This is a genomic window from Shewanella sp. MMG014 (assembly GCF_018100775.1).
Taxonomy (GTDB): Bacteria; Pseudomonadota; Gammaproteobacteria; order Enterobacterales; family Shewanellaceae; genus Shewanella; species Shewanella japonica.
Window position 1 is genome coordinate 165,788 of the sequence record NZ_JAGJDZ010000005.1, and the last position, 20,127, is coordinate 185,914.

20 protein-coding genes are annotated in these 20,127 nt (G+C 42.4%); 10 read left to right on the plus strand and 10 right to left on the minus strand.

The genetic code is table 11. The features are described 5' to 3' along the window. Positions 1 to 68: 68 nt before the first annotated feature. The 3 genes from J8L86_RS10020 (at position 69) to trmL (ending at position 2,743) form a co-directional block, all read left to right on the plus strand. Positions 69 to 755, plus strand: a complete 687-nt coding sequence (locus J8L86_RS10020) for a response regulator (protein ID WP_211030103.1) — start codon at positions 69 to 71, stop codon at positions 753 to 755. Then, positions 755 to 2,131 (plus strand): ATP-binding protein, encoded by a 1,377-nt coding sequence (locus J8L86_RS10025; RefSeq protein WP_211030105.1) that lies wholly within the window; start codon positions 755 to 757, stop codon positions 2,129 to 2,131. The genes J8L86_RS10020 and J8L86_RS10025 overlap by 1 nt, the downstream gene beginning before the upstream one ends. 147 nt (positions 2,132 to 2,278) lie before the next feature. Continuing rightward, positions 2,279 to 2,743 (plus strand): tRNA (uridine(34)/cytosine(34)/5-carboxymethylaminomethyluridine(34)-2'-O)-methyltransferase TrmL, encoded by a 465-nt coding sequence (gene trmL / locus J8L86_RS10030; protein WP_055025361.1) that lies wholly within the window; start codon positions 2,279 to 2,281, stop codon positions 2,741 to 2,743. 22 nt (positions 2,744 to 2,765) lie between these two features. Here the strand turns inward: trmL and J8L86_RS10035 are convergent, their stop codons facing one another. From J8L86_RS10035 to J8L86_RS10050, 4 genes are all read right to left on the minus strand, one after another. Continuing rightward, positions 2,766 to 3,290: a hypothetical protein gene (locus J8L86_RS10035; protein WP_247663319.1), complete on the minus strand. Its 525-nt coding sequence runs from the start codon at positions 3,288 to 3,290 to the stop codon at positions 2,766 to 2,768. A gap of 255 nt (positions 3,291 to 3,545) precedes the next feature. After that, positions 3,546 to 4,988 carry a pitrilysin family protein gene (locus tag J8L86_RS10040; RefSeq protein ID WP_211030109.1) on the minus strand — a complete coding sequence of 481 codons (1,443 nt, stop codon included), beginning with the start codon at positions 4,986 to 4,988 and terminating at the stop codon, positions 3,546 to 3,548. Further along, the gene (locus tag J8L86_RS10045; RefSeq protein WP_211030111.1) at positions 4,985 to 6,310 is read right to left on the minus strand and encodes a pitrilysin family protein; all 1,326 of its coding nucleotides are present in this window, start codon (positions 6,308 to 6,310) and stop codon (positions 4,985 to 4,987) included. Before J8L86_RS10045 ends, J8L86_RS10040 begins: the two co-directional genes overlap by 4 nt. Before the next feature lie 93 nt (positions 6,311 to 6,403). Further along, positions 6,404 to 7,702: an amidohydrolase gene (locus tag J8L86_RS10050; protein ID WP_211030113.1), complete on the minus strand. Its 1,299-nt coding sequence runs from the start codon at positions 7,700 to 7,702 to the stop codon at positions 6,404 to 6,406. A 191-nt stretch (positions 7,703 to 7,893) separates the two neighbouring features. Between J8L86_RS10050 and J8L86_RS10055 the strand changes: the two genes are divergently transcribed. Beyond that, positions 7,894 to 9,405, plus strand: a complete 1,512-nt coding sequence (locus J8L86_RS10055; RefSeq protein WP_211030115.1) for an ATP-binding cassette domain-containing protein — start codon at positions 7,894 to 7,896, stop codon at positions 9,403 to 9,405. Positions 9,406 to 9,435: 30 nt separating this feature from the next. Here the strand turns inward: J8L86_RS10055 and J8L86_RS10060 are convergent, their stop codons facing one another. Continuing rightward, positions 9,436 to 9,807 (minus strand): hypothetical protein, encoded by a 372-nt coding sequence (locus J8L86_RS10060; RefSeq protein ID WP_055025367.1) that lies wholly within the window; start codon positions 9,805 to 9,807, stop codon positions 9,436 to 9,438. A 23-nt stretch (positions 9,808 to 9,830) separates the two neighbouring features. After that, positions 9,831 to 10,433: a tRNA-uridine aminocarboxypropyltransferase gene (locus J8L86_RS10065; RefSeq protein ID WP_065110171.1), complete on the minus strand. Its 603-nt coding sequence runs from the start codon at positions 10,431 to 10,433 to the stop codon at positions 9,831 to 9,833. A gap of 106 nt (positions 10,434 to 10,539) precedes the next feature. On the opposite strand from J8L86_RS10065, the gene J8L86_RS10070 reads away from it, so the two are divergent. Next, positions 10,540 to 11,544: a putative porin gene (locus J8L86_RS10070; RefSeq protein WP_211030116.1), complete on the plus strand. Its 1,005-nt coding sequence runs from the start codon at positions 10,540 to 10,542 to the stop codon at positions 11,542 to 11,544. Positions 11,545 to 11,614: 70 nt separating this feature from the next. Here the strand turns inward: J8L86_RS10070 and J8L86_RS10075 are convergent, their stop codons facing one another. Beyond that, positions 11,615 to 12,823: a multidrug effflux MFS transporter gene (locus J8L86_RS10075; protein ID WP_211030118.1), complete on the minus strand. Its 1,209-nt coding sequence runs from the start codon at positions 12,821 to 12,823 to the stop codon at positions 11,615 to 11,617. Between the two features lie 130 nt (positions 12,824 to 12,953). Between J8L86_RS10075 and J8L86_RS10080 the strand changes: the two genes are divergently transcribed. Together J8L86_RS10080 and J8L86_RS10085 are read left to right on the plus strand one after the other, a co-directional pair. After that, entirely contained in the window at positions 12,954 to 13,922 is a 969-nt protein-coding gene (locus J8L86_RS10080; protein WP_065110174.1) for a LysR family transcriptional regulator, read from the plus strand. A gap of 229 nt (positions 13,923 to 14,151) precedes the next feature. Continuing rightward, a complete protein-coding gene (locus tag J8L86_RS10085) occupies positions 14,152 to 14,499 on the plus strand; it encodes a hypothetical protein (protein ID WP_055025371.1) in 348 nt (115 codons plus the stop codon). 168 nt (positions 14,500 to 14,667) lie between these two features. Here the strand turns inward: J8L86_RS10085 and J8L86_RS10090 are convergent, their stop codons facing one another. Together J8L86_RS10090 and J8L86_RS10095 are read right to left on the minus strand one after the other, a co-directional pair. Continuing rightward, positions 14,668 to 16,071, minus strand: a complete 1,404-nt coding sequence (locus J8L86_RS10090; RefSeq protein ID WP_211030120.1) for a tetratricopeptide repeat protein — start codon at positions 16,069 to 16,071, stop codon at positions 14,668 to 14,670. A gap of 31 nt (positions 16,072 to 16,102) precedes the next feature. Then, positions 16,103 to 16,834, minus strand: a complete 732-nt coding sequence (locus J8L86_RS10095; RefSeq protein WP_055025373.1) for a hypothetical protein — start codon at positions 16,832 to 16,834, stop codon at positions 16,103 to 16,105. 195 nt (positions 16,835 to 17,029) lie between these two features. Here J8L86_RS10095 and J8L86_RS10100 point away from each other — a divergent pair, with 195 nt between their 5' ends. Together J8L86_RS10100 and J8L86_RS10105 are read left to right on the plus strand one after the other, a co-directional pair. After that, on the plus strand, positions 17,030 to 17,557 hold the full coding sequence (locus J8L86_RS10100; RefSeq protein WP_211030282.1) for a DUF2780 domain-containing protein: 528 nt from the start codon (positions 17,030 to 17,032) through the stop codon (positions 17,555 to 17,557). 128 nt (positions 17,558 to 17,685) lie between these two features. Next, positions 17,686 to 18,135 carry a TerB family tellurite resistance protein gene (locus J8L86_RS10105; RefSeq protein WP_055025375.1) on the plus strand — a complete coding sequence of 150 codons (450 nt, stop codon included), beginning with the start codon at positions 17,686 to 17,688 and terminating at the stop codon, positions 18,133 to 18,135. An 89-nt stretch (positions 18,136 to 18,224) separates the two neighbouring features. Here J8L86_RS10105 and yjeH read toward each other — a convergent pair whose 3' ends face one another. Next, entirely contained in the window at positions 18,225 to 19,493 is a 1,269-nt protein-coding gene (gene yjeH / locus J8L86_RS10110; protein WP_211030122.1) for an L-methionine/branched-chain amino acid transporter, read from the minus strand. 178 nt (positions 19,494 to 19,671) lie between these two features. Here yjeH and J8L86_RS10115 point away from each other — a divergent pair, with 178 nt between their 5' ends. Further along, the gene (locus J8L86_RS10115) at positions 19,672 to 20,100 is read left to right on the plus strand and encodes an Lrp/AsnC family transcriptional regulator (RefSeq protein WP_211030124.1); all 429 of its coding nucleotides are present in this window, start codon (positions 19,672 to 19,674) and stop codon (positions 20,098 to 20,100) included. Positions 20,101 to 20,127: the final 27 nt, after the last annotated feature.

A 20,127-nucleotide genomic window follows, 5' to 3' on the forward strand; every position in this document is an offset into this window, starting at 1 on the left:
GTGCAATGTTGCTAAACTTGGATCCTCATTCGTTATATAGTGCAATTAATAAAAGAGTGAGGATCGCAATGAGTCGTATTTTATTAGTTGATGATGACGCAGGTTTATCAGAATTATTAGCCCAGCTTTTGGTACTTGAAGGGTTTGAATTGACCCAAGCATTTGACGGCCAACAAGGCCTTGATTATGCACAGAACCAAGATTTTGATTTAATTTTACTTGATGTAATGCTGCCAAAACTTAATGGCTTTGAAGTCTTACGTGCCCTCAGAACTCAAAAGCAAACGCCAGTACTCATGTTAACTGCTCGTGGTGATGAAATTGACCGCGTGGTTGGCCTTGAAATTGGCGCTGATGACTACCTACCAAAACCGTTTAACGACCGTGAGTTAATTGCACGTATGCGCGCGATTTTACGCCGCTCGGTATTAACTCAAGCTGACAAAAATGAGCAAGTTAGATTAGATTTTGGTGACCTCAGTTTAGACCAAGCAAGACAAGAGCTTTATTGTAACGAACAACTTATTATCTTAACGGGTACTGAGTTTTCCTTACTGCATAGCTTGATCACCCAAGCGGGCGATTTGGTCACAAAAGAACAACTTAGCGAAACCGTACTCAGTAAAAAATTAATGCCATTTGATCGCAGCTTAGACATGCATTTATCTAACTTGCGCAAAAAATTACCTGAACGCAGCGATGGCCGACCAAGAGTAAAAACCATCCGTGGTAAAGGCTATATTTGGATCCCGTAATGACTTTCCTCTCTTCTATAAATCGCTTATTTGTTAAGTTATTACTGGGTTTTTGGTTATGCAGCTCGCTCATCATCGCCTTTGTGGCGATTTTGCCTTTTTTACAACAAAGCCATGATCAACTCCCTTTGTCGGACAAACAAACACAACTGCTCAAACGTGCGGCAAAGCACTTTATAGAAGAGCCGTCGCTACTTGAAGATGAACAAGCGTTAAGACGTTTAAATCGTCACCGAAATCGTGATGGAAAAAGCTTTAAGTTTTATATTCTTGACGAGCAAAGCAGGGTGTTAAATACGAACAAAGTACCACGTACTTTTCGTGAGTTTTTACTTATCAGCGAAGACAATGGTGCCCCTATTAGTCACCAATTCCGCACTGAGTTAATTTTCGGTCCTTACGAATTTATAGCAGGTGAGAAGCCTTACCGCGTCTATGCACGTATTTCAGATAATCACCCACGCCCTTGGTTTTTCTTTTTCAGTGATAACAAGCTGCTGACAGCCATTATCGCCATGTTAATGTCTGGTCTACTGTGCGGCCTTTTAGCTTGGAACTTAGGTAAGCCATTACGTTCACTCAAGCAAAGCTCTAATGCGCTAGCGCGAGGAGACTTATCAAGTCGAGTCGAAACCAGCGTGGTAAAACGTGGGGATGAAATTGGCGAGCTGGCCCAAGCATTTAATACCATGGCAGAGTCCATCGAAACCATGATGAATAATCAACAACGCTTAATGGGTGATATCTCTCATGAACTACGTACGCCGTTAACCCGACTGCAATTGTCATTGGCATTAGCCCGTAAGAAAGATCAAAGTAGCCCTGATATAGAACGTATTGGCTATGAAGCTGAGCAGTTAGAAGCCCTCATATCTGAGCTATTAACCCTATCTCGTGTCACCATCAGCAACACTGAAAATAAAGTCCATCTTGAACTGGCTGAATCGCTTAGCCATATTCTTGATGATGCAGAGTTTGAAGCCGAGCAGCAGCAAAAACGCTTAGATATTGAGATCCCTGAAACAATCAGTCTCGACCATTACCCAAAATCCTTATCTCGCGCGATAGAAAACGTGCTGAGAAATGCGATTCGCTATGCCGAATCTGTGATTTCTATTACGGCAGAACAGGTACAAGATCGAGTGGTGATCAGCATTGATGATGATGGACAAGGGATTGATGAAGCCGACTTAGAAGAAATCTTTAAGCCGTTTTACCGACCTGATGATGCTCGCGATCGTGAGTCAGGTGGCTGGGGATTAGGTCTGGCCATTACCCAAGCAGCCATTAAGCTCAACCAAGGTAACATTGAGGCAAAAAATATCTCTCCCCATGGCCTAAGTGTTGTCATTAGCCTGCCTAAAACCATGCAGTAACCTAAGGCTACCTTTCTAACTCTCAGATAAGCGTTAGCAGGAGCCATATGCAGAATGTCAGGCAAAACATCATCATCTTGATGATTTCTTTCCCTGGCTATGATGTTTTGAGTATAATTCTCGATTCATTCAATCAAGGTATTTAACATGTTCCATATTGCGCTTTATGAACCAGAAATTGCTCCAAACACGGGTAATATAATTCGTCTGTGTGCCAACAATGGGGCAAAACTTCACTTGATTGAGCCATTAGGCTTTGATTTAGAAGAGAAAAAGCTTCGTAGAGCTGGCTTAGATTATGCTGATTTAACCAATATCACTCGCCACAAGAATTTTGAAGCCTTCCTTGAGGCAATGCAAGGCAAGCGCATCATGGCGTGCACGACTAAAGGCAGCCGCCCACATAGTGAGCTTGAATTTGCCGCTGATGACGTATTGTTATTTGGTCCTGAGACCCGTGGATTACCGATGGATATCATTGAATCTATTCCCACCAGCCAACGCTTACGCATTCCGATGGCTGCGAGTAATCGCAGTTTAAATCTATCCAACTCTGTGGCGATTATTAGTTATGAAGCTTGGCGTCAGCTTGATTACGCTGGAGCCGAATAGCTAATTTAACTTGTAGCGCTGGCTAATTGGGCTGAACAGCTGTCAGCTCAATCGCGCGGATCAATTGATATTGCTGGCTATCATCATCAAGATAATGCGCACTTTGACGCCACAACCAACTGTCATTTTCCATTGCGCTTTGGGCATTATCAATTGGAGCGCTAGTCGTCGATGATAAGGGCTCAAAGCTTAAACGAATCAATGCAGGCCGCTGATTAAGTTGCCCTTTTCCTAAAAAAGTAAAACTATCCCCACGCTGATATAAACTAAAAACTTGCTCTCTATCTGCACCAACACCGTCAGTGTATGTCAGGAGTACATCACCACTATGTGCACGAAACCACCAAACTTCACTATTGGGGTTACTGTCGCCACGGCTCACCGTCAGCATTAGATTCCGTTTATCAGATGAGCAAATTGCAGCAGTTGTCACTTGTTTTGGTCTGGAGCCCGACTTAGCCGCCGAGCCAACCCAGTCACCATCAAGTCGTGGACAAAACTGGCTCAAATCCACTTTCGCCGCGCTCACGCTGGCAGCCGGCAGCATCCCTATAAATCCTAACAAGAGGGCTAAGCTACAGCTTATTTTTGAGATTCCAATATTATAAGACATGGACAAAAAGGCCTTGAAGTAAGCTTAATCAGTGATTAGCTAGCACATTATTTTATTCCATCACGATTTTCAAATAACTAAACTATTTTTGCAAATAACGTCAGTTATTGAACCGACAAATTTGACCTATAAAAAATGCCTTTCTCAAATAAGAAAGGCATTTACAATCAAAAGTAGACAAGATGATTGTTATTGACCGAAGCCCACGTCCGTCATATTAATCTGCGTGACTTCACCATATTCTTTAGCAATATCAGCAACCTTAGCAGCATTACCAATCAACACAAACTGCAAATTGTCTTGAGGGAAATAGGTGCTTATTAAACGCTGAGTATCTTCAAGGGTTAAGCCGTCGACTTTGGCTTGAAACTCATTGATGAAAGAATCATCAAATTTATAGATATACATATCTGCCATTAGCTCAGCTAGCTGACCACCTGTTTCAAATTTAGGCGGGTATTGGCCTTTTACGTAGGCTTTAGCTGAATCTAAGGTTTGCTGATCTATCCCTTGTTCCCATAAACGCGCATAGGTTTTTAACGCTAAGTCCATGGCCTCTTTAGTCGTACTGGTTTTGGTAAAGGTGCTGACTTGGAAAACCCCAGAATCAGAAAAAGGATTAAAGCCAGAACGAGCGCCATAAGTTAATCCAGCGTTGACCCTTAACTCATCGTTTAACCATGAAGTAAAACGGCCACCTAAAATGGTGTTGACTACCGTTAGCCCTACATAATCAGGGTTATCACGGCGAATACCTAAACCACCAAAAACAAATGTTGTTTCAATCGCATCAGGTTTATCAACTAACAATACTCGGCTAGCATTAAGTGACGGTAATCCCTGTGATAAATCAGGTTGGACGGCTTTTTCAGTTCCCTGCCAGCGACCAAAAGCTTGAGTTAGCTTTGCCTTCATTTGGGCTGGGTCAAAGTCACCGACAACATTAATGGCCATGTTACTTGGCTGATAATAGCTTTTATGGAAAGCACGTAATTGTGCAATATTAATCTCAGCTAACGAAACGCTGTTACCCGTTGTTGGGTTAGCATAAGGGTGCAGTCCAAATACCATTTTAGTGTAGTAACGACCAATAACCGCGCGGGGGCTTTCTTTTGCTTGCGATAATCCCACTATTTCACGCTGTCTTAATTTTTCAAATTCAGCGCTATCAAAGTCTGGTGATATCAACACATCTTGCATTATCGCAAGTACGGTATCGAGATCCTTACTCATAAAGTCAGCATCAATTTGCGAGCTTTCACGCCCTGAAGCTGTCTTTAAACTTGCACCAAGAAAATCAATGGTTTGCTCAATTTCCGCCTTCGATTTGCCACCAGCACCTAATAATAAACTCTTAGCAGTCATATACGACACGCCCGAGGTAGTGTCATTAACAGCACCAGCTCTGACAACCGCATTGATGTTAATAATCGGCACTTCAGACTGCACCATAAAGTTCACTTTTAGGCCATTATCTAAGGTCATTGATTCGTATTGCGGCATGCTAAAGCTGCCAGTATCAACCGTTTTACTGGTGCCTGTAGTACTTGCACACCCTGTTAAGGCTAATGAGCATGCCAGCGCCATGGCTGTAAGCGTACGTTTTGAGGTAAATCCTGCTAATGACATCATAGGTCAGCTCCTTCTGTTGCAGCTAACACGCCCACGGTGCGATTGGCCTTACGTAAATAGGTTTGCGCCACACGTTGAATGTCTTCTATTGTGACTTTGTTATATGCCTCTGGGGCACTGAATAGTTTGTCATAACTGCCAAAATACAGCTCGTAACGGCCTAAGGTATTGGCACGACCATTAATGGTTTGCATCGTACGATAGAAATTCATCAGTTTGATATTTTTAACTTTTTCAAGCTCTTGTTGAGTCACCCCTTCAGTGCTAATACGGTTAATTTCCGCAATCATGTTGGCTTCAAGTTGCTCCGCATCGACTCCCGCATTTGCCACACCAAGAAAATAAAACAGGTTAGGATCAAATGATAATGGCAGATAAGACACCACGTTTGATGCAACTTGCTTGTCAACTAGCCCTTGATATAAACGAGAGCTATTACCTTCACTAAAAATGGTATTTAGCAAATCAAGTGCATAATAATCTTCATGTTTTGTTGAGGGTACATGATACGCCAACATCACGTTTGGCGTACTCACTGACGCTTTTTCCACAAACACGCGACGCTCGCCTTTTTGAAGTGGCTCTACAGTGCGCACAGCTTGAGGTGGCGTTTGCGCAGGAATGACGCCAAAGTATTGTTTGGCCAGCTTTTTGACTTCAGCAACATTCACATCCCCAGCAATCACCACGACGGCATTATTGGGTGCATAATAAGTTTTATGGTATTGCTGTAAATCTTCTAAACTCCAAGCTGCGATATCTGACTCATGACCAATCACTGACCAGCTATAAGGATGCGCTCTAAATGCCACACCTTTAACTTCCTCTTGAATGGTGCGCCAGTTAGAGTTCTCTAGGCCAGTGGTTCGCTCAGATTGCACTACGCCACGTTCACTTTCGACCATTTCAGGGTCTATATCTAAGTTGGCGATACGATCGGCTTCTAAGTCGAAAATGGTCTCTAATGCATTGGCAGGAAACCAATCGGTATACACGGTTATGTCTTCAGTGGTGTAGGCATTGTTAGCACCACCAGCAGCTTCCATCGTTCGGTCAAACATTTTCGGACCATACTTTTTTGAACCGTTAAACATCATGTGCTCAAAGAAGTGTGAAATACCGGTAATCCCTGGCACTTCATTACGTGAACCGACTTTCCAAAATAGATACATATTGGCATTGGGTATGCTGCTGTCTTCTAGCACCATAATTTTCATGCCATTATCTAACGTAAAAGTATTTACATCTTCTTGAGTGGTAGCTTGCGCTACGCTAACCCAAGCGCTGAGTAATACCAATAACGCGGTCATTCTGCGTTTCATGTTGGTTTCCTTTTAATCATCCGTCACAGCGACGATATCTTTCATGGTCTTGTTAACTGACACAAGATTGTTACTTGTCAGGTAATTCGTTTTTTACTTAGCGCTTAAGGCCGTTAACGCCAATTGTGTCATGGTTTGCACACCAACTTTTAATGCAGACTCATCCACATAAAACGCCGGTGAATGGTTGCTGGCCACTGTTGCAAGATCTTTGCCTGCTGGGGTGACCCCCAGAAAATAAAACAAACCTGGGGTTTCTAATGCGTAATAAGAAAAGTCTTCAGCGCCAGTAATCAGCCCTGGCTCAATTAAGTTATCCTCGCCTACAACACTGCGAATGACAGGGCGCATTTTAGCGACTAATTCAGGATTGTTTACTGTCACAGGATAACCTGCATCAATTTCTGTTGTGGCAGTTGCCCCAAGGGTTTTAGCTGATAATTCTGCAATTTCGGCAAGCTTAACTTTAATATCTGCTCGCATATCTTGATCGAACGTACGTATCGTGCCGATAAGCTCTACCTCATCAGGAATAATGTTTGAACGAATACCGCCATTAATGGCGCCAAAACTCACCACAGCAGGTGCTTTAGTCACATCGACTTGGCGGCTAATTATGGTCTGTACGCTGTTAATAATTTGCGCCGATGCCACAATAGGATCCACTCCGCCCCAAGGACGAGAACCGTGAGTTTGACGGCCTTTAACGGTAATAGTGAATGAATCTTCTGATGCCATCGCAGGGCCTGAACGAAGGCCAATAACCCCCGTAGGTAAACTTGAAGTCACATGCATGCCAAACACTTGCTCAGGTTTACGCTTGGCAAATAAGCCTTCTTTAAGCATTAACTCTGCACCACCTTCTTCACCTGCTGGTGCGCCCTCTTCTGCCGGTTGAAAGATAAACATCACGTCACCAGCAAGGCTATCTTTAGCATTAACAAGGTTTTCGGCCACGCCCATTAACATCGCCACATGGGTATCATGACCACATGCATGCATCACGCCTACAGTTTGACCGCGATAAGTATCAGTGGCTTTTGAGGCAAAAGGTAAGTCCACCACTTCAGTGACAGGCAATGCGTCCATATCAGCACGAATACCAATTAATGGCCCAGGTTTTGCCCCTTTTAAAATCGCTACAACGCCTGTGTGAGCCACACCAGTTTGTACTTCTAAACCTAATGATTCTAGGTGCTGAGCAATCACTTTACTGGTTCTAAATTCTCGATTAGATAGCTCAGGATGCTGATGTAAATCCCGGCGCCACTCAATGACTTTTTGTTCAACATTCGCAGTCAATTTAGCTGCATCAGGGCTATTGGCAAAAACGGCAGGAGCAAACGTGCCTGACAGTGTCGCAACACATAAGGCTAAAGTAGAGAGGCGCATATTATCATCCATGGTTATTATCATTTTTTGTAGCATTCCAATCTACAAGGTCTGACTCGAGTTGTTAAATATTTTGTTAAAGGAGGACCTAAGAAATTGTTTCGATTTGTTTACTTAGTGAACTTCTGTACGATTGACCTGTGCGAATCGTTACCCTTTCGCCAGTGGTTGCAACACAAGGACATTAGCTAATGGATATCAAATTTAATCAATTCACTGCATTGAGTCACTCTCTGACACTGGATATTGCCGATTGGCATATTCACAACCAGTCGTGGGGAGTGTTTAGTGCTCATGGTGATATTGGATCCATACTAGGCGATCTGCTTTGCCAGCAATCCGCTGCATTATTTGATAACAAACTGACTAACCAACCCAAAGATATTGAGGTGTTGTCAGGTGACATGATTATATCGGCGCATCGCATTGCCCAAGTTTCATTAACCGAGCAGCAAAGGTTATTAGCCTTAGAGCTTGAAAGTGACGACACAGATTTTCATGATATTGTCGATACAGGCACTAAAGTCATCGAACTGATAAAACAAGCACTGCCCGCAGCGGGTAGCAGACAAACCAATAACCCCGAGCCAATTGATGCACTACTGACAAAGCTAGATCTACACTCACTACAAGAGCAAGGGTTTCGAGAATTATCGACAGGGGAAACACGACGAGTCATGCTGGCAATTGCCATCGCCAGTCAGCCAGACTTTTTAGTGCTTGATAATCCATTTTCAGGGTTAGATATTCAGCATCGAGATGCATTATCTGACTATTTAAGCCAATTACCAATCCCGATGTTACTGGTGTTTTCAAGAGAAGAAGATCAACCCAAGTGGATAGATAACATTGCTATTTTCAGCCACGGAAAGTTAGACAGAAAGATGAACAAGCACGATTGGGAGCAGCACCCTGTCATCGCCCAAATAACCTCACAAACTCAGGTACAAAGCGAATTAATGTTGGCGACAATGCAACGACATCGCCACCTGAGTCATTTTAACAATCCGGTTTTTGAACTTAAAAATGGCAAAGTTGCCTATAGCGAAAAAACGATTTTTACCGATGTGAATTGGCGAATTGATAACGGCCAACACTGGCAAATTAAAGGCCCAAATGGTTGCGGTAAGAGCACCTTGTTAGGGTTAATATTTGGCGACCACCCTCAATGCTATAGCAATGATATTCATATTTTTGGCAAAAAAAGAGGCACCGGTGAAACCATATGGGAAATTAAACAGCATATTGGCATGGTATCTTCAGCACTCCACTTACAATATCGGGTAAATTGCAGTGCGACAGATGTGATTTTATCAGGTTTTTATGACTCGATAGGCTTATATCAGCAAGCCAGTGCTGACCAGAAAGCTGTCGCAAAAGATTGGCTCATCATGCTGCACATGGTTGAGTACGCCAATACACCGATAAAGCAATTAGACTATAGCCAACAACGATTATTACTGATTGCTCGAGCACTCGTTAAACAGCCTACGCTACTGATTTTAGATGAGCCTTATCAAGGCTTAGATTACTTGGGAATACGTTTAGTTAAAAAGACCCTTGAGTTGATCGCCAAAGAGAACCTGAGCCAGTTATTGTTTGTATCCCATTATCATGAAGACAGTATCGATAGTATTGACCACTACTTAACATTTGTGGCCAAAGAAAATGGTGAAGGTTACCGAGCAGTGATTAGTGAGTAATACACTGCTAACAGCGTTAACTGCTGGAAGCTATTTCTCTTCAATTTTTCGCTCTTTCGCGGCAGCTTCTTTTGCTTCACGCAGATATTTGTCGGCACGAGATTCACGCTCATTAAATTGTGCTTGAGACTTTTTTATCTGCTCTTTTTCCCACTCACCAGACTCTTGACGGGCTAAGACTTCTTGCTCACGATTTTGGGTATCACTTGCTGCTTTACGAGCTTTTTCTAACTGTTCTTGCTCAGTCTTTTTGGAATCAATTCGCCCTTGATCCGCTTTTTGAGATAATGTCAGCCTAGGCTTTTCACTTGCGCTCACGTGCCATGAACTGATCGCACTCAAGATTGCCATTACCGTGACAGCAATGAAATATGTGTTACCCAATCGCGTTTGATTCAACATGCGGTATATCTTCCTTGTTATTGTTATTGTTCTTGATCATAACGAGCACGCACAGCTGGCGGCATGGCATCTAGCTTATGTTGCACCATCGCATCAAAGGCTGCAAACATTGGCGCTATATCCAATGTCGGATTAATGGCTTGCAGCATATATGCTGTCGCTTCAAGCGTCGACAAGCTATCACTTCGTTTCGCTTTACGAATGCGATACTGTGACACGCCTTCAAACTCAATATGCAATGCCGGCAAATCAAGTAACCAAGGATTAAGCTGCAGCATTTTGAAGGCTTTTCGCCAAGTGCCATCAATCAATAAAATAATACAATCTTCAGGTGAATTTGACTCTGAAGCACGTTGGCTTGTTTCGCTTGGATAGACTAAAAATACAGGCTTGCTGGCTTGTTGCAGATACACTTGCAGCTCAGCAAAGTCTTCTGCTGTTTCCCCTACCACAACTTGGGTCTCTGGTAAGGTTAAACACAATAACTTAACCGTATTTTTAGCATGCTCAACCTCTGAAGGGTGCTGCAGCACAATCACTTCGGTTTTGACCTTCACCGTTTTCACGCTGCTACACACGCACGCCGACTTTGGATAAGCACATTTTTGGCAAAAAGCTCTGCTCATTAAAATTATAGCCTGTTGTAATAAAAGAAATTATATGTAATGTTACTTAAATAACATTTGCTAATTAAGCCTATGTTTAGGATATATTTTAACTCAGGGAAGAATTATGACTATCAATAAAATATCACTTTCGGTGATACTTTACCTTGCAAGCTGTGCCTCTTTTGCAGCAGATACCTCTCCATCAAGTTCAGAAAGTCGCTTTCATCACCAAGCCGAAATTGGGTTTCTTGACACCAGTGAAAGCTCAGACGGTTTAGCTAGCGCTTCATATAGTTATTTTTTTCAAGGCGTAGACCAAACCGATGTCCCTCTTGAACTTGCACCGTATTTAAGCCAATCATCTGTTGTTTCAGCTCGTTACGCTACAACAGATCACCAAGACCTTTATGCACTTAGTGGTGAATATATTTTCGATTCTCGCTTTTTTATTGGCGGTGCTTACTCCCTAGTAACACAAGAGCGTGAATGGTTTGATTCTAGTGATGAAGATACCTATGAAATCAATGCTGGTTACTATTTCAATCCATACGCTAAAATTACGTTGTCATACTTAACTTCTTCAAACTCCAATCATGATTCGTATGATTCATACAATTCTCACCGTTCAGAAGATTACGATGCCATAGCAGCCAAATACGAGCATTACTTACCTTTTGAAAAAACGTCTGGTTTAATGCTAACTGCAGGAGTGACCTATGCCGAAATGAAGTCGGAGTATCACAGTGCATACACTACGTATATTCCAAACGGAACTAATGATTTTATTCCACAAATGGTTGAGTCAAGTCACAAAGGGAAAGATGAGGAGACGACGTTAATTATCGATGCAGACTGGTACATTACAAATGCTTGGTCTGTTGGTGCTGGCTATAAATATCTAAACTTTGATGGTAAAAGCACTTACTCATACTCAAGCCAAAGCCCTGAAGGTTCAATAAACGACACAGGTAACTACATTAGTGATGATAGCTTTAATGTTTATACAGTGAATACCAGCTATTTCTGGAAGTTCTCTAAATACATTTCCGCTAGAGCTTCAATAGAGCAGCTTTTTATTGATAGCGATTCAGATACCAGTTTCGGTATCGCGATTAACGCTCGTTTCTAGAACCAAAACAACAATGCCGCTAATAATTCATCAGCGGCATTGAGCAACATCTATAAAATAACGAAAAAATTTAATGCTCTGGCTGTTCTTGCTCCATATGCAAATGGCTTAAACTTTTTATCGACATGATTAATAGCAATACTAACGATAAACCACCCATTAAGAAGGCTACGGCATAAGGAGCGCTGATGTCAGTCATCTGAATTAAGCCTGCTAACACAGATGCCCCACTCATTTGAATACAGCCTAACATGGCTGCTGCTGTACCCGCTCTTTCACCGAAAGCAGATAAAGCCATTGACGTTGCAGGGCCAAGTAATACTGCAAAACCAATGCATAACAACATCATTGGCAACATGAAGGCAAACCCTGCTGCAAGGCCGGTTTCAGGTCCAGCTAACTGCATGACGACTTCAATAACAGCAGCTAACAACATCATTGCCAGTGCAGCAATGACTGCTGGGCGATTGCCAATATGCTTAACCAACACTGGCGCTGCAAAACACGCAGCAATATTTACCGCAGCATTTAAGCCAAATAAGCCACTAAACTCAAGTTCACTTACCCCTAACTCGCCAATCAGCCACATAGGTGAATACGATACGTACGTAACAATAGAAGCCATAGCCACCATACAAGTACTCGCATAAAACATAAAATGCGGATCGCTTAGCACAGGCTTATAACGTGTCCAACGATATAAAGGGCCACTGGTATCGGTGTTTTCTGGACGAGTTTCTGGGAATTTAATGAGGACAATAGCGAGCACGATAATGGCGTAAAGTGCCATAAAAATAAATGTAGATCGCCAACCAAATTGCAGCGCGAGTAAGCCACCTAGTGTTGGTGCCAAAGCAGGAATAACACAAATAGCGCCATTCAAATAACTGTACATTTTGACGCTTTCTTTGCTGCTATAGCAATCACGCACCGCACTGAATACTACAATTGAGGTTGAACAAGCGGCTAACCCTTGTAAAACTCGAGCTAATTGTAGCACTTCAAACTCTTGTGCCATTGCGCCAATAAGACTGCTAACGCCATAAAGGACGATACCAAATAATGCGATAGGACGGCGCCCAAAACGATCTGCTAAAGGACCTATCAGAATTTGACCTAAGCCCATCGCAAACAAAAACAGCACTAATGTCGACTGAACTTGGCTACCACTCACACCATACTCTATCGCCATCGTTGGCATAGAAGGCAAGTAGATATCGATGGCCAATGGGCTTAATAGCACCATAAACATCAAGGTGGGTAGCAGGTTACGTCTCATTTGTTCTAGTCTCTTTCTTAATTTCGGGTATTGATTTAGGCGCGCATTTTAGACTACTCATGGTATGAATAGAAATGGTATGATTTCCTAAGTAAATTTCCCTAGAGGAATATCAGCCAAGGAATATCACATGAATATTGATAATCTTGCCAAGATTGACTTAAATCTACTGGTCATCTTGCAAGTCCTGCTCGAAGAACAAAGCGTCACGCGCGCCGCCAGCCGCTTGCACTTAAGCCAGTCAGCATTGAGTAAAAGTCTCAATCGCTTACGTTCAACCTTAGATGATCCATTATTTCAGCGAACCGCACACGGACTTAAACCTACCGCGCATGCCATTCAGTTAGGCGAGCAATTGCCACAAATATTACAGACATTGCATCAGCTCACCCAACCACCAACTTTTGAGCCTGCAAGCAGTAATCAACATTTTTCATTTTCCATGGTCGAAAGTGCTTACGAAACTTTGCTACCGTATTTTATCGGCACATTGTTACATGATGCCCCTAACGTCAAACTCGACTCGTATGTTTGGACCGAAAAGTCGATGCAAGATTTACAGTTAGGACAAATTGATTTTGGTATTGCAGGTCGTGACACTCACCCTCAAGCCGATTTAAAAATTGAGCAACTACCAGACGGTATCGAGCATCAAACCCTATTTAAAGATAAGCAAGTATGCTTGGTTCGCCAAGATCACCCCATGCTAGCAATAATACAAAGCCCGCAATGGAATTTGGCAAGCTACCTCACAATGTCACATGTGCAAGTGCGCTGCGAAGGCAATGATTGGTGGGCGCTAGATTATCACCTAGCAGAACAAAACTTACATCGTCGTATCAGCACCACAGTGCCCGATTTTTATGGCGCTGCCAGTATTTGCGCGTACAGCGATTTAATCTTTACCTTACCATCGAGCTTTGCCCGCCACGCGGTTAAACTTTACCCTTTAGTACAAGTCCCCTTGCCATTTGAATTTATGCCAATGGCTTATGTGTTGTTATGGCATGAACGTAACAGTCAAGCACCTGGACATTTATGGCTACGGAATATTATTTGTGAAAGTGTGGCGAAAGCCGTGAATCAAAGCGATGTTTAATTTTCCTAGATTCAAATAAACGATACTGATTAAAACCAATGACTTAATGCTTGCAGCCCCAAACCCGTAACCTTAGCTAACAAACATTAACCAGGTTTAACGTGACGTTAATAGCTGTTCCATTGCATTATTAATATACAAATTCTACGGCTTCGAATTTAACCAGCCATTCTAGAGACGTTTCCATCGCCTTTTGATTCGTGTCTAGCCAGTAAATTGAGGAATATTAATGAATTTTAACCAGTTTATAAATCAAGCCCAACTGAAACAAAAAGTTGGCACCATGAATCCTATTTTTGCACTATTATCGATTATCGCTATCGGCTTGATGTCGATTGTTTTATTGCCATTTTTAATTGTGTTTGCCGTTGTTAGCTTTATCGGGTTAAACCTACTTGGGCGCAAGTACCTAGCCCCAAAGATGCAGCCAATTTTCGGTCAACAAGCACCAGATGAGGTTTATCGAGGCGATCCGAACATCCAACGTGAACGCTCGGTTTACCAATCAGATATGTTTAAGCAAACAGGCAATCACAGGCAACGCAGCGGTCGCACCTTCGACCATCAACCTGATTAATACGTTTGTTAGCTTGTCACACATGAGTCATGACTCAACCAAAAACACCGCCATTTGGCGGTGTTTTTGTTTCTTCATTCAAGAAGTTGATAGTTGCGTGTAAAAAATCTCAGATTTTGAAAATTCACTTTACCTGATGACAAATAGAATATGGCTAATAAAACATAATTAAGCCAAGATCCCTTGTGCATGAATCAAAGATTTAAGCTCTTCATCACTAGGTTTAAGCGCAATGACATTATCAATTTGAATTTGAAGCGATTGCCAAATCGGTTCGATAATCTCAGCTTGTTCATCATTAGCATATTGTTTGGCTAGTTTAAGCAATGACGCCGATTCAACCACATCAATGCGTTTAAATACACCATCAGCAAGCGCGACACTTAGCTCTATCATTGCAGGAACACTGCGGCCGTAGTTAATCACATCTCGCAAATAGCGCTCTGCTAAACACACACCTGCGCCTAAACCTGAATCATCATTAAGCATATGCTGGGCTCGGGTAAACATGGCGTCTAATTGACCTTGCTCGGCCGCCTCTGCCAGCCAATGTTCACTGGCATTTGGATTTGCTTCACAGCCTTCACCATTAAATAACATCAAGGCAAGATGATATTGAGCATGAGGATAACCCGCTTGAGCCGCTTTATTAATCCATTCAAAAGCCTTATCAAGCTGTTGTTGCTGATAATACAAAACGCCTAGGTTTGACATTGCTTCAGTGTTTTCAGCTAATGCAGCTTGCTCTAACCAATTCGCCGCTACCGCTAAATCCACTGCAAAGTTTTCACTACCAACCAAGAAAAAGAAGCCTAATAGAGCTTTCGCTTCTATGACGCCAGCCCCTGCAGCACGTTCAATTGCTATCTCGCCAGCTAAGGCATTTTTTTCACCACTGTAGCCATGCAGTAAAGCAACGCCATGCTCAAATAAGGCTTGTTGATGCTTGTCTGAAGCCAGCTCAAACCAATTAGCCGCTTGCTTAAATGTGCCAGCTGACTCAACTTGATTTTCGGCATCTTGCTCAAGTGATTGCTCTTGCTCTTGTTGCATTAACGCTTTTGATTTAAGCGACATACCCACCAGGTACTGAGCCTGCGGATCGTTGTGCATCACAGCTTGATAGCACAGCTCACGCCCCACATATGAATCAAAGGCTTCAAACTGATACTCAGGCGCTTTTTTTCGGTGTACTTTTGGATACAGCAAGGTAATTAACGACAAGATATTCTTGATGGTTTTCTCAGCCAGTGAGACAAGCTGCTCTTGCGTTAAATGATATTTTTCTGGATGAGCACCACGGTTACCGTCGCTGCGTAATCGGTGCAGTGCACGTGTGGTTGGTACATCAATAAAACGCATTCGATTCAATTGCTCGATGCGGTCATATAAGTTCGGGCTATTAAATTTAACGGAATGTTTATCGGCTAATAGCGAGGTGACTTGGTGGGTAAAACTACGAACGAACACCAAAGCCTGTGTTGGAATATCTCTAACGTAGCTTTTGGCTTTGGTGTAATCGTCTACGATGTCAGCTGAGAAGCCGCCAATAAATTCAATATCATTTAACACTGGCGTGGCTCCTTAGCATGATTACTCGCATTTAGATTTCTGTGGTATCTGATTCACTATCATCTGTCGTACGGTTAACCATATACAATCTAAATAAGGCAACGTTAACGAAAAGTCCTAAAAATGCGAACAAGGTATCAATAATAATGCGTAGTGGGAAACCACCGAATTCTGTTAACTGCAACACGATACCGCCTACCATAGAAAGTGGCAGATATAACATTAAAATAAGCATAGTTTTCAATACGATTGGTGATGAAAACTTAAAGCTACTTTTAATGGCTTCAAGTGGTGATACACGTTCTACGATAACCATAAAGTTGACGTATGCAAGGCGAGCAAACAAGTAAAAACTAATACTTAATCCAATAATCCAAAATGGCCCAAACACGGCAAATAACATAACAGGTGCCAAAATAGCTAAACCAGAGAATACCCCTGCGAGCAGTAATGGTGGCACAAAGGTAAAGCTGTTTTTAAGCACTAAACCAGGGGTCACATCATGACCTCGCGAACGAACCTCTAAATACAAGGTTAGCGCGGCAATCAATAATGAAAAAATTAATAGTAACGCCATCATGGCTGCACCATGAATAGCACCAAACTGTGGGATTTCTACTTCAGCTTGCGCTGCGAGTTCTGTTCCTAACCACACTTGGATCATTACTTGAATTAACAGTAGTGGCACAGTAAGCGAAGCAAGCTGTGCAATATGGTTACGAAAGAAATTATATGCTTCAGTCAAAATTGCAGACAATGACATGGGATTTCCAATAATCTAAATAAGACAAATATGCTGCTAAGGATACCGAAAAAACAGTGTTTTTGCACAATTGATATTGAAGCTTAATAGAAGTTAATCAAATCAATTGTCACATTTTTGTGAATAACGTTAAAATGGTGACACAATATCGATACCTCACCTTTAATCATTCAACAAAACCACAGGATGGCCATGATGAAATTAAGCCCTGCAGTAAGTCTTCTAATAGCGATGTTTGCCCTAACTTCACCAGCACAGGCAAGTTGGTTAGACAGTGTATTTGGAAGCGATGAAAAGAAAGTAGAACAAGTAGACACTGCGGCTACTCAATCTACTGACTTAGTTGGTAATGTCATGTCACAACTCGGGTTAAGCCAAGAACAAGCTGAGGGCGGGTTAGGCACGCTTTTAAGCCTAGCGCAATCAAACCTAGGCGGTTCTGATTTCAGCCAGCTATCAAACAGTATTCCTGGAGCCGATGCATTACTCGCAGCAGTACCTGAGCTATCTTCAGATTCTGGTATGTCAGGGTTATTATCCCAGGCGGGTGACTTAGGTCAGTCATTTGAAGGCGCAGCTATGGTTTATGATGCATTTGAACAACTTGGTATCAAAAAAGAATACGTAGCGCCTATGGTCGATATCGCTAAATCATATTTAGAGACTAACGGCAGCGAAGGTACAGTCGATTTGCTGATGAAAGGTGTTAATTCATTGCTATAAGCCAAACAGCATTTAGGATTAACATAATTTAATGCCGAGCAATTCGCTCGGCATTATTGTCTCTGTTAAGCTTAATCAATATAGATTTCCCATTAAATGCGCTCATTAGCTGGCGTGTAGGAGGCAAAATGATCGCGAAACTGAAACAGTTTTTACAATCCCATGCTCAAGCTGTGACCCCTGAGGAGCAAGCGCAACAGCTAAAATTAGCCGCAGTGAGTTTACTGCTTGAAGTCATGTATGCAGATGAGACGCTCGATGAGCAAGAAGTCGCCATGCTCCCAAGCATGATTAGTCACAGCTTAAATATCAGTTCAGCTGAAGCAAATGCATTAATTGACGAGGCCAAATTAGTTCAAGGTAACGCAACGTCGTTATTTGAGTTCACCGCCGAAATTAATGCTCAATGCTCAATTGAACAAAAGCAAAAGCTGCTACTGTGTATGTGGAAACTGGCATACTCTGATGGCAAATTGTGCCGAAACGAAGATCAAATCATTCGCCGAACTGCAGATTTGCTGTATTTAAAGCATAGTGAAGTCATTCAAATGCGTAATATTGCCATGGAACAACGCTAACTCGGTTTTTGCATAATTTAGTCATAGAAAAACAGCGCATTAAGCGCTGTTTTTTTGTTTTGGCTTTTGTTTAAGTTATCTAGGAAATACTACACCAACTGTTTGCGAGCTTGATGCTGTTTCTGCCAATACATAAACGGAGCTATCACCACCAGTAGAATAAATGAATACAGCATATTTTCAGCTAAGGCGATGCCCACGCCAATACAAAATACACTACCACCAATAATCAATGGCAAATAACGTTTGCTGAGTAATTTTACTGCCGATAGCATGGTCAGCAGATAAATAATCACAAACACACCATTACTCCATGCAATAAGATCTTCAAGCTTTTGCTCTGTCACAAAGGTTAAGGTGATGACCAATGCCATGATGGTCAAAATAGTGTTCAACGCACGTAATGGCACGCCATAGCCATTAAGCTGGCTAAAATAACTTGGCAGCACCCCTTCTTTACTAAAACTCCACAATAATCTCGCTGCACTTGCACAATACACATTGACCGTCGCCAAACCACTGGCAATACCTAATACCCCAATCACTTGTGCACCCATGCCTTGCCAAGTGATATCACCTAATAACACATTGAATGCATGGATCATGGCTAAGCCTTCTTTATCACTTGGCACCATCAACAGCAATAAAGTACAGATAAGGTAAATCACGCCAACGAGGACAGTGCCTATCATCATAGCCGGTAACATATCCTTTTTAGGATCGTTAAAATCATTGGCTAAATGTGTCATGGCTTCGATGCCCAAAAAGCTCCAAAAACCGATCCCCATAGCTAACATCACTGTAGAAGCTTCTGGTGAAGCCATACTTGCAAAAGATTCCACTTGGCCGACATTGGTGCCACTCGCACCAAATAGCACTGCCACAACAGCGACAATGGCTAGCGTTAACGCAAATTGCAACTTGGCAGAAACTTGAATCCCGCGATAATTAAGCAGTAACAATACCGCCACAATGATGAGTTCGGCCGCTAATTGCCCCCAGCCAGTAATAGACACAAGTGCATCCATAAATTGGAAGGTCATTAAAATCGCTGCTGGCGCTCCAATGGGTATCACAAACAAGAAAATTAATCCTATTGTGCGCCCTGCTGTGGTGCCATAAGCTTTCTCAATAAAATAGGCAGGCCCTGCGGCATGTGGGAAGCGACTAGCCAATAACCCAAACACCACCGCAACAGGCAAAATGGCGATGGTTAATATAGCCCACGCCAATAATGCACCACTATTTGCCACCGCAATGGTCATTTGCGGCAAAATAAATACCCCTGTACCTAGCAAAGTGGTGGCCATCAACCCGGCACCTTGCCAGCGCCCTATCGTTCCTGTAATTTGATTCATTGGCTTATTCTATGGTGAAGTTTGAAAGAATTATAAAATTAAAATGATAAACAAACTGCCGTAAATACCCCACAAGATAATGGATTAAACCACCATATTGACGGAATTAATGCAAAAAACCGACATTATGGCGGCCCACTTATAACGGTTCAGCCTTTTAAAGCGAGTAATACTTCACATGGACAAATTCGACCAACTCATCATTAATACACTACGTGCCAATGCCCGCCAAAGTATTTCTCATATCGCTGAGACAGTCAGCTTATCACGTAGTGCTGTAACCGAGCGGATTAAAAAGCTCGAGCAATCAGGGATCATTCGTGGCTATCAAGTGTTATTAAGCGAGTCACAAAAAGAAGGCGTTTCCGCTTATTTTGAAATTCAGCATGAACGGGCTAATTGCGCCGATGTTGTCCATGTCTTCCACGCCATTCCAGAGGTAATCACATGCCAAGGAATCACCGGAGAAATGGATTTATTGGTGTATGTCAATGCGGCATCCATGAAGCGATTACATGAAATCCGAGAGTATATTGATGCGCAAGCCGATATTGTCAAAATTAAAACTCATGTAGTAATGAGCGAATGGATTAACAATCAAGCGTAACGCACATTTTATAATTAATTTATTGGT